At 60.6% G+C, this 14,142-nt stretch carries 15 protein-coding genes; 9 read left to right on the top strand and 6 right to left on the bottom strand.

What is annotated here, in order from left to right:
- Positions 1-102 precede the first annotated feature (102 nt).
- From ACQUTG_RS12740 to ACQUTG_RS12720, 5 genes are all read right to left on the bottom strand, one after another.
- Positions 103-1,425: a Na+/H+ antiporter family protein gene (locus ACQUTG_RS12740; RefSeq protein WP_428919757.1), complete on the bottom strand. Its 1,323-nt coding sequence runs from the start codon at positions 1,423-1,425 to the stop codon at positions 103-105.
- 115 nt (positions 1,426-1,540) lie between these two features.
- Positions 1,541-1,768, bottom strand: a complete 228-nt coding sequence (locus ACQUTG_RS12735; RefSeq protein WP_428919756.1) for a DUF1653 domain-containing protein — start codon at positions 1,766-1,768, stop codon at positions 1,541-1,543.
- 11 nt (positions 1,769-1,779) lie between these two features.
- Positions 1,780-2,166, bottom strand: coding sequence for a DoxX family protein (locus ACQUTG_RS12730; RefSeq protein WP_428919755.1), 387 nt, complete (start codon positions 2,164-2,166; stop codon positions 1,780-1,782).
- Positions 2,167-2,216: 50 nt separating this feature from the next.
- A complete protein-coding gene (locus ACQUTG_RS12725; RefSeq protein ID WP_428919754.1) occupies positions 2,217-2,867 on the bottom strand; it encodes a hypothetical protein in 651 nt (216 codons plus the stop codon).
- Between the two features lie 201 nt (positions 2,868-3,068).
- The gene (locus ACQUTG_RS12720; protein ID WP_428919753.1) at positions 3,069-4,397 is read right to left on the bottom strand and encodes an MATE family efflux transporter; all 1,329 of its coding nucleotides are present in this window, start codon (positions 4,395-4,397) and stop codon (positions 3,069-3,071) included.
- A 204-nt stretch (positions 4,398-4,601) separates the two neighbouring features.
- Here ACQUTG_RS12720 and coxB point away from each other — a divergent pair, with 204 nt between their 5' ends.
- The 3 genes from coxB (at position 4,602) to ACQUTG_RS12705 (ending at position 8,323) form a co-directional block, all read left to right on the top strand.
- Entirely contained in the window at positions 4,602-5,726 is a 1,125-nt protein-coding gene (gene coxB, locus ACQUTG_RS12715) for a cytochrome c oxidase subunit II (RefSeq protein WP_428919752.1), read from the top strand.
- Between the two features lie 57 nt (positions 5,727-5,783).
- Entirely contained in the window at positions 5,784-7,367 is a 1,584-nt protein-coding gene (ctaD, locus tag ACQUTG_RS12710; protein ID WP_428919751.1) for a cytochrome c oxidase subunit I, read from the top strand.
- Between the two features lie 68 nt (positions 7,368-7,435).
- A complete protein-coding gene (locus ACQUTG_RS12705) occupies positions 7,436-8,323 on the top strand; it encodes a cytochrome c oxidase subunit 3 (protein WP_428919750.1) in 888 nt (295 codons plus the stop codon).
- Positions 8,324-8,335: 12 nt separating this feature from the next.
- On the opposite strand, the gene ACQUTG_RS12700 is transcribed toward ACQUTG_RS12705, so the two are convergent.
- Positions 8,336-8,539 (bottom strand): twin transmembrane helix small protein, encoded by a 204-nt coding sequence (locus ACQUTG_RS12700; RefSeq protein WP_428919749.1) that lies wholly within the window; start codon positions 8,537-8,539, stop codon positions 8,336-8,338.
- Between the two features lie 79 nt (positions 8,540-8,618).
- Here ACQUTG_RS12700 and ACQUTG_RS12695 point away from each other — a divergent pair, with 79 nt between their 5' ends.
- From ACQUTG_RS12695 to ACQUTG_RS12670, 6 genes are all read left to right on the top strand, one after another.
- Positions 8,619-9,356 (top strand): SURF1 family protein, encoded by a 738-nt coding sequence (locus tag ACQUTG_RS12695; RefSeq protein WP_428919748.1) that lies wholly within the window; start codon positions 8,619-8,621, stop codon positions 9,354-9,356.
- Entirely contained in the window at positions 9,337-9,987 is a 651-nt protein-coding gene (locus ACQUTG_RS12690; RefSeq protein WP_428919747.1) for a hypothetical protein, read from the top strand. Before ACQUTG_RS12695 ends, ACQUTG_RS12690 begins: the two co-directional genes overlap by 20 nt.
- Positions 9,988-10,055: 68 nt before the next feature.
- Entirely contained in the window at positions 10,056-11,111 is a 1,056-nt protein-coding gene (locus ACQUTG_RS12685) for a COX15/CtaA family protein (protein WP_428919746.1), read from the top strand.
- The gene (cyoE, locus tag ACQUTG_RS12680; RefSeq protein ID WP_428919745.1) at positions 11,108-12,028 is read left to right on the top strand and encodes a heme o synthase; all 921 of its coding nucleotides are present in this window, start codon (positions 11,108-11,110) and stop codon (positions 12,026-12,028) included. The genes ACQUTG_RS12685 and cyoE overlap by 4 nt, the downstream gene beginning before the upstream one ends.
- A gap of 141 nt (positions 12,029-12,169) precedes the next feature.
- Positions 12,170-12,832 (top strand): SCO family protein, encoded by a 663-nt coding sequence (locus ACQUTG_RS12675; protein ID WP_428919744.1) that lies wholly within the window; start codon positions 12,170-12,172, stop codon positions 12,830-12,832.
- 93 nt (positions 12,833-12,925) lie between these two features.
- Positions 12,926-14,131: a YbfB/YjiJ family MFS transporter gene (locus tag ACQUTG_RS12670; protein ID WP_428919743.1), complete on the top strand. Its 1,206-nt coding sequence runs from the start codon at positions 12,926-12,928 to the stop codon at positions 14,129-14,131.
- Positions 14,132-14,142 lie beyond the last annotated feature (11 nt).

Here is a 14,142-nt window from a genome sequence, read left to right as displayed (position 1 = left end):
GTCTGAGCGAAGCGAGTTTTTTGTGCCCAGAAGAAAAGGTACCCCGCCCCCTCGTAAGCCCCCAAAACCAGCAGGCTACAAAAGAACGGCGTACTCCAAGGGTCAGAGCACCATAGCCGCCAACCACCCAAACCCGAGCAACGGCAGGTTATAGTGCAGGAACGTCGGCACCACGGTATCCCAGATGTGGTTGTGCTGGCCGTCGACGTTCAGGCCGGCGGTGGGGCCGAGGGTGGAGTCGGAGGCCGGGGAGCCGGCGTCGCCCAGGGCGCCGGCGGTGCCGACCAGGGCCACGATGGCCAGGGGGCTGAAGCCCATCTGCAGGGCCAACGGGACATAAAGGGCCGCGATGATCGGGATGGTGGAGAAGGACGAGCCGATACCCATGGTGATCAGCAGGCCTACAGCCAGCATCAGGAAGGCGGCCAGGGGCTTGTTCTCGCCGATGGCGGCAACGGAGCCTTCCACCAGGGTGGCAATGTCGCCGGTTTCCCGCATCACTTCCGCAAAGCCGTTGGCGGCGATCATGATGAAACCGATCATGGCGAGCATCTTCATGCCCTCGGTGAACAGGTCATCGGCCTCTTTCCACTTCACCACGCCGGACAGGTTGAACAGTACGAAGCCGGCCAGGGCGCCCAGGATCATGGAGCCCAGCCAGAGCTGGACCACGAAGGCGACCACGATGGCGGCCAGGGCCATGACCAGGGTGCGGGGGCTGTAGGCGACGTTGACCCGCTCGGTCTTCGCGATCGCTTCCATGTTGTACTTGCGTTCACCACGATAGCTGAAGAACACCGCGATCAGCAGGCCCACGAGCATGCCCAGGGCCGGCAGGGCCATGGCGGACATGACGTTGAGCTCGCTGGCGTCGACCCCGTTGTCGGCCACGTTGGCGAGCAGGATTTCGTTCAGGTAGATGCCGCCGAAACCCACCGGCAGGAACATGTACGGGGTGATCAGGCCGAAGGTCAGCACACAGGCCACCAACCGGCGGTCCATGTTGAGTTTGGCCATCACGTACAGCAGCGGCGGTACCACTAGCGGGATGAAGGCGATGTGGATCGGCAGGATGTTCTGGGAGGAAATGGCGATGGCCAGCAGCAGCCCGACGATCAGGAAGCGGATGCCGGTGGCGGCGCTGCCGTCTTCCTGGCGGCCGACCAGGGCAAGGGCGCGGTCGGCCAGGGCGTGGGCGAGGCCGGATTTGCCGATGGCCACGGCAAAGGCACCTAGGGTGGCATAGGACAGCGCGACGGTGGCACCACCGCCCAGTCCGTTGTTGAAGGCTTCGATAGTGGCGTCCAGGGACATGCCCGCGATCAGGCCGCCGGAAATGGCGCCGACGATCAGGGCAACGACAACGTGAATGCGGCACAGGCTCAGTACGAGCATGATCAGTACCGCGGCAACAACGGCATTCATGGCAAACTCCGGGTAGGAATCAACGGTTTTACCGGCCCCTCATGGGGGCCGGCGTCATGAAAAGCGCGCTAATGTGCAGGAAATGACCGCCCGAGTCAAAACGGGATTACCGAACTCAGTCGTCAATGCGGGCAAAGCGGGGAACCAGTTCTCCGGCGACTTCCACCGTTTCCCGGAACATGGCGAGGGGACGTACCCAGAGGCTGTAGTCACCGTACAGGCAGCGGTAGACCACCAGGGGCTCCTCGGTTTCGCTGTGGCGGGCGACGCCGATCACTTCGTAATCCTGGCCCTTGTAGTGCCGGTAACGCCCGGGACTTATGGTCGGTTTCTTGTCGGTCATGGTCAGCCCTTTCAGTTCTTGAGCTTGTACCTGCCAGGTCCGAGGAAGACCAGGGCGACAGCATTAAACAGGAAGAAAAGCTGGAGTTCCAGGGCCAGCCCGCCGTTACGGCCCAGTGCCAGCAACTCATGGGCGTGCACCAGGATAATGGCGACGATCATGTTGAACGCAATCAGCATGGCGCCTATCCGGGTCTGGTAGCCGAGGATGACCATCAGTGGCCCGACCAGCTCGCCGATGAACACGCCGTAGGCCAGAAATGCGGGCAGCCCGTGGCTGGCCAATTCTCCCTCGATGAAGCCAACCCCATTGAGCAGTTTGGCAATGCCATGAAACAGCATCAGACCACCCAGGGTCAGGCGCAGAATCAGTTTTCCCAGATCGGCGTTTTCCAGCATGAAGCCTCCTGTGGCCGGTTGAAGTGGTGGAAAACCGCCAAGGATACCGCCTAAACCAGACCGCCGCCCAGTGAAAACCGGATATGGTTACGGATCAGCAGGTTTTCCCAATAGTGGCGCATCCAGTTCCAGGCTTCGTTGTTTACCTGCTCGACGAACGGATCCAGGTTGAGGTTGTAGTAGTCCGGTGTGCCGGCGATCTGCAGTACGGTGACAGCGACCGAATCATCCAGCTCGTTGGCAAAAGGTTCGCCGATCAGTTCGTGAACCAGAAGATTGGCCCGGGTAGCCTCGATATCCACCAGCTCACTCTGCCGGATGGAGCGATTGTTTTCGTGCATTTCTTCCATCAGGCGGTGGCACAGGTAAGCGCGGATGAGCAGGCCGTCGAGCCCATCGTAACGCACCAGCAGAACGGAGGGCTGGGTAAAGTAACGGATGGCAGCGTCCACGAAAGGCCGGAACAGTTCGGCTTTACCCGCCTCACGGGCGCAGGCTTCTACACATTCAATCAGTCGTGGCGCCATTTCAATGTACTCGATGGCGAACTGGAACAATGCGGTGGCCGGCTGGTAGCCCTCAATAACCACGGACGATGGTAACCGCTCTGCCGTCTCGCGAAGCTGGCGGAGGAAGGTCCCGGATCGGGCTTCCTTGCGCCGGGCGTCGTCAATGATTTCGAGCACTACCTGTGGTGTCATGTGAGGAGATGCCAGTGTCTGTACGAATTGAGGTCGCAAGGCGCCTCCCGTTGTTTGCAACGAGTCAGTCAGTGCAGCAGGAAGCGGTGCACTGTACCAACCCGCCTGCTGTTTCTGACTAGTGTAGTCGACATTTGTCCGCTTGCCGGTTCGTCGTCTGCAAATCGCATCGCCGGAAGATTACCGCCCGGACAGGTTGTGTCACGACGCCTCAAACCAGCGCCCGGCCCGGGTGTGGGACCAGCAAAGCCAACCCATCGTGACGGCCCGGGCGAGCATCAGGCAGATCAGGGAGAACCACAGACCGTGATTGCCCCAGCCGGTGGTCAGCCACCACACTGGCAGGAACACGCCCAGGGCGGAGAACAACATGGTGTTCTGCATGTCCCGGGTGCGGGTGGCGCCGATGAACACCCCGTCCAGCAGGAAGCCCCAGACCGACGCGAACGGCAGCAGCCACAGCCATGGCAGGTATTCCCAGGCGGTCATGCGGACCGACTCGATGCCGGTCAGCAGCGCGATCAGCTGGCGCCCACCGAGGACAAAGACAATGGTCAGCAACAGGGCGCCCCACAAGGACCACCTTAATGCGCTGCGAAATACCACGCGGAACCGGCGCCGGCTGTCCTTGCCGATCGCTTCGCCGACCAGTGCCTCGGCGGCATTGGCGAAGCCGTCCAGGGCATTGGAGATCACCAACAGGAAAGTGATGAGCACGGCGTTGGCGGCCAGGATCGTATCGCCTTGCCGGGCACCCTGGGCGGTAAAGAAGGCCAGCACCAGTAACAGGGCGATGGTCCGCACCATGATGTAACGGTTGACCCGCAGGATTTTCAGGTAGTCGGACAGCCGCCCGAAGAGTTCCCGGGTCAGACGCTGCCCTTCCGGCAGGCGGGTCAGCACAATGGCGAAGCCGATGATGGCAGCACCGTATTCGGCGATCACCGTGGCGATCGCCACACCCCGGCTGTTCCAGCCCAGCCCGGTCACGAAGAGTACATCCAGCACGATATTCAGGCCGTTGGCGACGATCAGCATGATCATCGGCCCCCGGGGAAACTGCGTGCCGATCAACCAGCCCACCAGGGTGTACTGGCACAGCACCGCCGGCGCGCTCCAGATCCGGATGGCCGCGTATTCGGCCGCGAGCCCGGTCACATCCGGGCTCGGATTCATCAGCGCCAGGCCGATGCGGATCAAAGGTTGGTGAAACAGGATCAGCAACAGGCCGATGCCCACGGCAAGCAGCACCGAGCGCAACAGCAACGCCACCTGGCCAAAACTGTCCCGTTTGCCCCACGCCTGGGCCGCCAGGCCGGTGGTGCCCATGCGCATGAAGCCGAAGGTCCAGTACAGGATACTGAACAGGTTGGCGCCGACGGCGACCGCTCCGAGGTATTCCGGGCTCTCCAGATGACCCAGTACAGCGGTGTCCACCAGGCCGAGCAGGGGCACGGTCAGGTTGGTCAGCATCAGGGGCCAGGCCAGCGCCCAGAGTCGCCGGTCGGTGGTGGCCAGTTGAAAAGTCATATTCGTTCTGATTCTTAAAAATTCCGGGTTAGCAGGTTTAGATTTAGCCGATTTTTTAGTGTTTTTTTGATCTGTGTCTATACTCGAATTTGGAGTATCCGTAAGCAGGCTTCCACTCTGGTTTGACTGGTGTTTCTGCGAGTGCCGTCAAAACAGAGGGATAACGCAAAATCCGACAAGAATAACACTCTGTGGAGACACAGTATGCGCGTGCACGCTAAGCGGGCAGGTGCCCTGTTGGGTGGTCTTGTGTTCCCGACCTGGTCCATGGCGGACTGGACGATGAACATGACGCCCGGGGTAACCGGCACCAGTAATGATATTTTCAGCCTTCACATGACCATTCTCTGGATCTGCGTCGTCATCGGCGTGGTGGTCTTCGGGGTCATGTTCTGGTCTATCTTCGCCCACCGCAAATCCCAGGGTCACAAACCAGCGAATTTCCACGAAAACACAATGGTGGAAATTCTCTGGACCATCATACCGTTTGTCATTCTGGTGGTCATGGCGATCCCGGCTACGGCCACGCTCGTCGATATGTACGACACCACCGAATCCGAGGTGGATATCAAGGTCACTGGTTACCAGTGGAAGTGGCAGTACGAGTATGTCGATCAGGAGTTCGGTTATTTCTCCAACCTCGCCACTCCCCGCGATCAGATCGATAACCGGCAGGACAAGGGTGAGAACTACCTGCTGGAGGTGGACAACCCGCTGATTGTCCCGGTCGGCAAGAAGGTCCGGCTGCTGCTGACCGCTAACGATGTCATTCATTCCTGGTGGGTGCCGGAGTTCGGCATCAAGAAAGATGCGATTCCGGGGTTCATCAACGAGGCCTGGTTCCGGGTGGACGAGCCGGGCACCTACCGTGGTCAATGTACCGAACTGTGTGGCAAGGACCACGGTTTCATGCCGATCGTGGTAGAGGCCGTTCCGGAGGAGGAATTCACGGTCTGGCTTGCAGAACAGAAAGCGGCCGCCGAGAAAGAACGCGAGCTGACGCAGAAAGACTGGACCATGGATGAGCTCATGGCTCGTGGCGAAAAGGCCTATCAGACCGCCTGCGCGGCCTGTCACCAGCCGGACGGCAGTGGCGCACCACCGGCTTTCCCGGCGCTGAAGGGCAGCCCGATTGCCACCGGAGACATGACCGCGCACATCGATATTGTGGTCAACGGGAAGTCCGGCACAGCCATGCAGGCCTTCGGCAACCAGTTGAGCGAGGTGGACCTGGCGGCGGTGATTACCTATGAGCGGAACGCCTGGGGTAACAACACCGGTGACATGGTCACGCCCAAGGAAATACTGGATTACAAGAACCAGCAGTAATCGACGCCAGATAATAACGATCACCAGCCAAAATTAACGGCGGTAACGGGGGTTTTCATGAGTGCGGTTGCAGATACCCACGCCCAGGAACATCATCACGGCCCGGCCAAAGGCATCAGCCGCTGGCTGCTGACCACCAACCACAAGGACATCGGGACCATGTACCTGGTGTTCAGTTTCGCCATGTTCCTCCTCGGGGGAACCATGGCCATGGTCATCCGGGCAGAACTCTTCCAGCCCGGCCTGCAGATCGTGCAGCCGGAATTCTTCAACCAGATGACCACCATGCACGGTCTGATCATGGTGTTCGGCGCGGTCATGCCGGCGTTTGTCGGGCTGGCCAACTGGATGTTGCCATTGATGATCGGCGCACCGGACATGGCCCTGCCACGGATGAACAACTGGAGTTTCTGGCTGCTGCCGTGCGCGTTCCTGATCCTGGTGTCCACCCTGTTCATGGAGGGCGGCGCACCCAACTTCGGCTGGACCTTCTACGCGCCCCTGTCGACCACCTACGGGCCGCCGAGCACCACCTTCTTCATCTTTGCCGTCCATATCATGGGGATCTCCTCCATCATGGGCGCCATCAACGTGATCGCCACCATTCTGAACCTGCGTGCCCCGGGCATGACCCTGATGAAGATGCCCCTGTTCGTGTGGACCTGGCTGATTACCGCATTCCTGCTCATAGCAGTCATGCCGGTACTGGCTGGTGTGGTCACCATGATGCTGATGGACATCAACTTCGGCACCAGCTTCTTTGATGCCTCCGGCGGCGGTGACCCGGTTCTGTTCCAGCATGTGTTCTGGTTCTTCGGGCACCCCGAGGTCTACATCATGATCCTGCCGGCTTTCGGTGCGGTGTCCCACATCATCCCCGCTTTCTCCCGCAAGCGCCTGTTCGGCTATGCCTCCATGGTTTACGCGGTCGGCGCCATTGCCCTGCTGTCCTTTATCGTCTGGGCGCACCACATGTTCACCGTGGGCGTACCGCTGGCAGGCCAACTGTTCTTCATGTACGCCACCATGCTGATTGCCGTGCCCACCGGGGTGAAGGTGTTCAACTGGGTGGCCACCATGTTCCGGGGTTCCCTCACCTTCGAGGCGCCCATGCTGTTTGCGGTAGCCTTCGTGATCCTGTTTACCATCGGCGGTTTCTCCGGCCTGATGCTGGCGATTGCCCCGGCAGACTTCCAGTATCACGACACCTACTTCGTGGTGGCCCACTTCCACTATGTGCTGGTGCCCGGCGCCATCTTCGGCATCTTCGCCTCGGCCTATTTCTGGCTGCCGAAGTGGACCGGCCACATGTATGACGAGACCCTGGCCAAGACCCACTTCTGGCTGTCCTTCATCGGCATGAACCTGGCCTTCTTCCCCATGCATTTCCTGGGGCTGGCGGGCATGCCGCGCCGGATTCCGGATTACGCCCTGCAGTTTGCCGACTTCAACATGGTCTCCAGCATCGGCGCGTTCATGTTCGGCGCGACCCAGCTGTTGTTCCTGCTGATCGTGATCAAGTGTGTCAGGGGTGGCAAGGAAGCTGCGGCCAAACCGTGGGACGGTGCCGAAGGCCTGGAATGGACCGTACCTTCGCCGGCACCCTATCACACCTTCGCCACACCGCCGGAGGTGAAATGAGGCTCCGGCAAGACCAGTGAAGGCGAGAACAAAAACAAACGAAAACGGCTAAGCCATCGGAGACAGTCATGGCGGAAAACCAGACCTACTACGTTCCGGAACAGAGCAAATGGCCGATCGTTGCAACGGTCGGCCTGGGGGTCACGCTGTACGGTGTCGCCTCGATCATGGTGAACGGTAACCAGGGAGAGAGTACGACGGGATCCTGGGTGATGTTCTTCATCGGCGCCCTGATCATGGCCTACATGCTGTTCGGCTGGTTCGGAAGTGTTATCAGGGAAGGCCGCGCCGGCCTATACAGCGACCAGATGGACCGCTCCTTCCGCTGGGGCATGAGCTGGTTCATCTTCTCGGAAGTCATGTTTTTTGCCGCTTTCTTCGGTGCGCTGTTCTATGTCCGGGTGTTCGCGGTGCCCTGGCTTGGCGGCGAGGGGGACCGAGGCTCCTCCGCCATGTTGTGGGAGGGCTTCAATGCTGCCTGGCCGCTGGTCCAGAACCCGAACCCTGAGGCCTTTCCAGGACCCCGCGAGGTCATCGGTCCCTGGGGTCTGCCTTTGATGAACACCATCTTGCTGGTCACCTCGTCCTTTACGATCACGATCGCTCACCATGCCCTCAAGGCAGGCCATCGGGCCAAGACCAAGCTCTGGCTGGGTGCCACAATCGCGCTGGCGGTCGTGTTCATGTTTGTTCAGGGCTACGAGTATATCCACGCCTACCAGGATCTGGACCTGACCCTGCAATCCGGCATCTACGGCAGCACTTTCTTCATGCTGACCGGGTTCCACGGCGCGCACGTACTGCTGGGATCGATCATGCTGACGGTTATGCTGGTGCGACTCTTCAAAGGACACTTCACGGCCGAAAACCATTTCGGCTTCGAGGCGGCGGCCTGGTACTGGCACTTTGTGGATGTGGTCTGGCTCGGCCTGTTCGTGTTTGTCTACATCATCTGACCGGGTGTGTGGTCAGGGCGTCGGATTCAGTGTCAGGCTGCCCTGCCACAGGGCAATCAGGATAACCACCAGGAGCAGTATGCTGAGGGCGACCCGGACAGCAAGCGAATTGACGACCCGATTGGTTTTGCCACCGTCCCGGATCAGGAAGAACAGCCCGCTGAACAGGCTGGCGACCACGGCGAGCATCAGTACAACGATGACGGCCTTAAGCATGGGAATCCCTGTTGTTATAGGTTTGGGGGTTGCGCGAAACCGGAAATTTGCGGTGCCGGTGGAGTCACTATAGCAAAGCATGGCCGATCCGCAGGTATCGAAACGAAAATGGCACTTTGACTGGCGGTTGATGCTGTTCAGCGGCTTCTTCCTGCCGGTACTCATCGGCCTGGGCATCTGGCAGCTGGACCGGGCCGGCCAGAAGCAGGTGATGCTGGACAGCTGGCAGCAACAGGCGGAGACCCTTCCCTGGCAGCAACTGATCGAAGGCGAGGTGCGTTCCGGCAAGCCGGTCCGGATGACCGGGGTATATGGCGAGCAAAGCTGGTTGCTGGATAACCGGACCCGCGACGGCGTTCCCGGATACGAGGTGATCACGGATTTCTATCCCCTGGAAGGGCCGCCGGTTCTGGTAAATCGTGGCTGGATCCAGGCGCCCCGGAGCCGGGACCGTCTGCCGCAGGTCGACATTCCCGATGGTCTGTTTACCCTGTCCGGCCGGCTGGCTGACTATCCCGTCCCTCCGGTGCTTGCTGAGCAGGTCCAGGAAGAACAGGGGTGGCCGCGCAGGGTCCAGCGTCTTCCGAGAGAGGCGGCCGCGAATGACGTGGAAGGACTACCGGCCTTGATGATCCGCCTCGAAAATGGCCAACAGGCCGGGGCCTTCCGGGCCGACTGGGCGCCGGACCTGATGGGTCCCGGAACCCATTATGGTTATGCAGCTCAATGGTTTGCGCTCGCGGTGGCACTGACTATATTGACTGTAGCGGCGAGTTACCGAAAGACAGGAGCCAATAATGACAATGACAATGGCTGACAAGGGTACCCAGCACCACGAGTCTGACCAACCGACCCCTGAACAGGTTCGCAGGGGGCGTCGTACGGCTTTTCTTCTGTTTGCCCTCGGCTTCGGCCCGATGATCGTGGCCACCATTATGTTCTACACCGGCTGGCTCAATCCGGCGGGACACACCAACAATGGCACGCTGGTTCAGCCGGTGGTTCCGGTTCAGGCACTTCACCTCCAGACCGAGGCAGGTGAGCCGGTCGAAGCGCGATTCGGGCCTGACAAAGTCGACCCGCAGTGGCTGCTGATGGTGGTTGCCGGTGAGTGTGGCAGTGACTGCCAGGAACTTCTCTATCTGGCCCGGCAGGTCAATATTGCCCTGGGCAAGAATGCCAACCGGGTATCCCGTGCGGCGGCTCTGGGTTCGGTACCGTCGGATCTCTCCGCAAAATGGTCTCGGGAATACAGCCTGATGGAACGGCTGGCACCTGCGGAAGGCGCGACTCCCGCATGGCCGACCGGCGTCAATCCCGCCCGTGAACCCCGGATCCTGCTGGTGGACCCCTTCGGCAACGTGATGATGCATTACGGATCGGAGCACAGTGGCAAGGACATGCTTGAGGACCTAAAGCACCTTCTCAAACTGTCCCAGATTGGCTGAGGCCGGAGGTTGTTCCAGTGAACCCGTCTGTCTGTCCCGAGGTTACGAGTTCCGGTATCCACCGAAACATGGCGCATTGGGCAACCGTTGCTGCGTGCCTTGCGGTGGTGGTTATCATGCTGGGTGCGTGGACCCGGCTGGTGCACGCCGGCCTCGGTTGTCCGGACTGGCCCGGCTGTTACGGCTTCCTGACCGTGCCCCAGAGCGAATCCAGCATTGCCATTGCCAATGCCCGCTTCCCGGAAACTCCGGTAGATGTGGAAAAGGGCTGGCCGGAAATGATTCACCGTTACGCCGCCGGAACCCTGGGGCTGGTGGTCTTTGGCCTGGCAGCCTACGCAGTTCGGCATCGCAAAACCGGCGTGCCGTTCAAGCTGCCGCTGTTCATCGCCGGTTTCATCGTTCTGCAGGGTGCGTTTGGCATGTGGACCGTCACCCTGAAGCTCTGGCCCCAGGTAGTCGCGCTGCACCTGCTGGGCGGGTTCACCACCCTGAGTCTGTTGACCCTGCTCAGCCTGCGCCTGTGGCGAAAGGCAAGAGGGGCAACCAGGCCTTCGGCCGCTCCGGCTCTCGCCCGGTTCCGGCCCTGGCTCTATGGCGGGCTACTACTGGTGGTTCTACAGATTGCCCTGGGCGCCTGGACGGCCGCGAACTATGCCGCTGTGGCCTGCACCGACCTGCCCACCTGCCAGGGCCAGTGGTGGCCGGATGGCATGGATTTCCGACATGGCTTTGACGTCGCCCAGCACGTAGGCCCGAACTACCTCGGTGGCCAGCTCACAGCCGATGGCCGGGTGGCCATTCACGTGACGCACCGCCTGGGGGCCATGGTGGTGCTGGTGTACTTCACCGTGTTGCTGTCCCTGATGTGGTGGAGACGGGAAGCCAGCGGCCTGGATGGCTCGATACAGCTGGTGTCGTTGGTCCTGGCCGCACAAATCGCTCTGGGCCTGGCCAACGTCATGCTCCACATCCCGCTGTCCATCGCAGTGGCCCATAACGCGATGGGCGCCGGACTGCTGCTGTCCGTGATTCATCTGGTCTGGCGTCATCACCTGCTGGTCCAGCCCAAGACTATAAGCGCAACCCAAACGACAACGATAAATCGGGAGGTAACGGCATGAGCGAGCAAGTGAAGGCGCTGCCGGCCCGGAATACTGCGAGTGCTTCCGGCAAGACCATTTCCTGGCGGGATTTCCTGGAGCTGACCAAGCCCCGGGTGGTCGCGCTGATGATCCTTACCTCCGTCATCGGCATGCTGCTGGCGGCTCCGGGCGTGCCCGGCTGGAGCGTGCTGCTGTTCGGCAACCTGGGCATCGCCCTGCTGGCCGGTGCCGCCGCCGTGGTCAACCACGTGGTGGACCAGAAAATCGACACCGTCATGGCCCGCACCCGCAAGCGGCCAGTGGCCACCGGCAAGATAGCCCCGGTCGATGCCATCGTGTTCGCGACCCTGCTGGCCTGCGTCGGCATGGCGATCCTGATGTTGATGGTCAATCACCTGACCGCCTGGCTGACGTTGGCTTCGTTGGTCGGGTACGCTGGCGTCTACACCCTGTTCCTCAAGCGCGCCACCCCCCAGAACATCACCATCGGCGGTCTGGCCGGTGCCATGCCGCCGCTGTTGGGCTGGACCGCGGTGACCGGCCAGGTGGAAGGTCACGCCCTGCTGCTGGTCCTGATCATCTTCGCCTGGACCCCGCCCCATTTCTGGGCCCTGGCCATCCATCGCAAGGAAGAATACGCCAAGGCCGGTATCCCCATGCTCCCGGTCACCCACGGCAACAAGTACACCGAGCTGCACATCCTGCTGTACACCCTGATGTTGCTTGCCGTCAGCCTGCTACCTTTTGTCACAGGCATGTCCGGTGGCATCTATCTCATTGGCGCCCTGGCCCTGGGCCTGCGCTTCCTGCAGTACGCCATCCGGCTGCTGAAGGGCGATGATCGCCGCGTTGCTCTCAATACCTTCAAGTATTCCATCACTTACCTGATGGCGCTGTTTGTGGTACTCCTTGTAGATCATTTTGTTTTCTTCTAACCCGAGGCACATAGTCTGAAGGAGTGGGTGGGGGTACCTTTTCTGGCGGGAACAATTGTCTGAGCGCAGCGAGTTTTTTGTTCCCAGAAGAAAAGGTACCCCCGCCCGCTCCCAGCCCCCGAGTTCGGTATTGGAGTACTGATGAATCGGTCTGTGCGGATAACGCTGGTTGCGCTGCTGTTAATTGTTCTTCTCATTTTCGGGCTGGTGGTTGCCCGTCAGGTGTATCTGGTTGGCGGGGATCCGCAGCCGGCACCGGATCTCTCCGAGTTCAACACCTACGTTTATGATCAGGCGAAACCGCTGGCGGAGTTTACGCTGACCAACGAGAACGGTGAGACGGTCACCCGCGAAGACCTGAAGGGACGCTGGACCTTTGCCTTTGTCGGCTACACCAACTGCCCGGATATCTGCCCGGCGGCGATGGCCAATCTGCGCCAGCTGGATCAGCGCCTGCCGGCGGAGTTGCCGCAGCCGGATTACCTGTTGATCAGTGCTGATCCGGAACATGACACACCGCAGAAACTAAAAGATTACACCGGTTTCTTTGGCGAACACTTCCACGGTTTGACCGGGGATCTGGAAACGACACGGGCACTGGCGAAGAGCCTGAGTGCGGTGTTTGTCCACCGGGAAGTGGACGGCGAGTTACTGGTGGATCACAGTGGCCATTTCGCCCTGCTGAATCCTGAGGGCCAGCTACAGGCACTGATCCAGCCGCCGCACCGGCCGGAGGAACTGGCAAAGGCCTTCGAGCGGATTTATCAGTGGGCCAAAGCCAATCGGGAACGGACAAGCTCCTGATTGATAGGTGGTTTTGGCCAAGGTCCAAAAGACATCCGGGCAGGGGTGGCTTAGACTGTTGGGCTGATTAACTGACCGCCGGACTGTTTGCCGATGCCAACCCAGACTTCAACGCCACCAAAAGAGCTGTTTTCCGTCCTTGCTGCCGGCGCAGTGGTGTTGCTGGTGGTTCACGGCCTTGGCCGGTTCATCTATACCCCGCTGTTGCCCTACCTGGTGGACGACGGACAGTTCAGTGCCGCCAACGGCGCGGCGGTGGCCACCTGGAACTACCTGGGTTATCTGATAGGTGCGATGCTGGCGATCTGGTGGCACCGCATTGATCAGATTCGCATGCTCCTGCCGGTGTCCCTTGCTGTCCATGTGATCACCACCCTGGCGATCACCCAGACCGATAACCTGACCCTCATTTCTGCCATCCGCACTCTGAACGGTGTGGCCAATGGCATGGTCTTTGTCCATGCCCCTGCCTTGATCCTGGAATGGCTGGTATTGCGAAACCGGGCGTCGATCAGTGGCCTGGTGTATTTTGGTGTGGGTATCGGGCTGCTGTTGTCCAGCGGTCTCGTGACAGGCACGGCAGACTGGTTGCAAGGTGCCCAACGGTGGTGGCCCGCAGCCTTGTTGTCGATCCCCCTGGCCTGGTGGGGGGCGGTTCGGTTGATTCGTCTTGATATCCCGTCCGCCAGTTATGACGACTCGGGCAAGGTCGTTACGTCCACGCCCCTGCTGGATCGGGCGAGCATCCCGCTCTTTCTGTCGTACGCCGGCGCGGGACTGGGCTATATCCTGCCCATGACTTTCCTGCCACTGCTGGCCAAAATCGAACTGCCGTCCGGCCACTGGTTGCTGGATGGTGCCTGGGTCATCGTGGCGTTGTGTACCATTCCCGCCGCCTGGATCTGGAACCGCGTGGGCGGGACAATCGGCGATCTGCCTGCACTGAGGCTCAATTTTCTGATCCAGCTGCTGGGTGTCCTGGTAGCGGTCGTATGGCCGGGCGATGTCGGCCTGTTTCTGTGTTCTGTCCTGGTGGGCAGTACCTTCCTCGGTACTGTGTTGCTGACCCAGCGCATCGGTCGTGCCCTGCATCCGCACCAGGGGCCAAGGCTGTCTGCGGCCATGGTGGCGCTTTACGGCTTCACCCAGATGGTCGGGCCGTGGTTGACCAAACAATGGCTTGAGGCAGGCGGTACCCTGGTTTCCGCGTTCGGAATTGGTGTCGGAGCGCTGGCGTTCGGACTGTTTTTCGCGTTCTTCGTGCCCCGCCCGGAGCTCTGGCATTCGCGTGAATCCTGAAAACAAAGCCA

It is taken from the genome of Marinobacter sp. DUT-1 (genome assembly GCF_050379415.1).
Classification (GTDB): Bacteria; Pseudomonadota; Gammaproteobacteria; order Pseudomonadales; family Oleiphilaceae; genus Marinobacter.
Note: the sequence above shows the minus strand (reverse complement) of the source record. Positions and strands in the feature narration are given on the sequence as shown.

Excerpts from the sequence above, each read along its gene's own strand:
- ACQUTG_RS12740 (WP_428919757.1), bottom strand. The coding sequence starts at position 1,425 with ATGAATGCCGTTGTTGCCGCGGTACTGATCATGCTCGTACTGAGCCTG.
- ACQUTG_RS12735 (WP_428919756.1), bottom strand. The coding sequence starts at position 1,768 with ATGACCGACAAGAAACCGACCATAAGTCCCGGGCGTTACCGGCACTAC.
- ACQUTG_RS12730 (WP_428919755.1), bottom strand. The coding sequence starts at position 2,166 with ATGCTGGAAAACGCCGATCTGGGAAAACTGATTCTGCGCCTGACCCTG.
- ACQUTG_RS12725 (WP_428919754.1), bottom strand. The coding sequence starts at position 2,867 with ATGACACCACAGGTAGTGCTCGAAATCATTGACGACGCCCGGCGCAAG.
- ACQUTG_RS12720 (WP_428919753.1), bottom strand. The coding sequence starts at position 4,397 with ATGACTTTTCAACTGGCCACCACCGACCGGCGACTCTGGGCGCTGGCC.
- coxB (WP_428919752.1), top strand. The coding sequence starts at position 4,602 with ATGCGCGTGCACGCTAAGCGGGCAGGTGCCCTGTTGGGTGGTCTTGTG.
- ctaD (WP_428919751.1), top strand. The coding sequence starts at position 5,784 with ATGAGTGCGGTTGCAGATACCCACGCCCAGGAACATCATCACGGCCCG.
- ACQUTG_RS12705 (WP_428919750.1), top strand. The coding sequence starts at position 7,436 with ATGGCGGAAAACCAGACCTACTACGTTCCGGAACAGAGCAAATGGCCG.
- ACQUTG_RS12700 (WP_428919749.1), bottom strand. The coding sequence starts at position 8,539 with ATGCTTAAGGCCGTCATCGTTGTACTGATGCTCGCCGTGGTCGCCAGC.
- ACQUTG_RS12695 (WP_428919748.1), top strand. The coding sequence starts at position 8,619 with ATGGCCGATCCGCAGGTATCGAAACGAAAATGGCACTTTGACTGGCGG.
- ACQUTG_RS12690 (WP_428919747.1), top strand. The coding sequence starts at position 9,337 with ATGACAATGACAATGGCTGACAAGGGTACCCAGCACCACGAGTCTGAC.
- ACQUTG_RS12685 (WP_428919746.1), top strand. The coding sequence starts at position 10,056 with ATGGCGCATTGGGCAACCGTTGCTGCGTGCCTTGCGGTGGTGGTTATC.
- cyoE (WP_428919745.1), top strand. The coding sequence starts at position 11,108 with ATGAGCGAGCAAGTGAAGGCGCTGCCGGCCCGGAATACTGCGAGTGCT.
- ACQUTG_RS12675 (WP_428919744.1), top strand. The coding sequence starts at position 12,170 with ATGAATCGGTCTGTGCGGATAACGCTGGTTGCGCTGCTGTTAATTGTT.
- ACQUTG_RS12670 (WP_428919743.1), top strand. The coding sequence starts at position 12,926 with ATGCCAACCCAGACTTCAACGCCACCAAAAGAGCTGTTTTCCGTCCTT.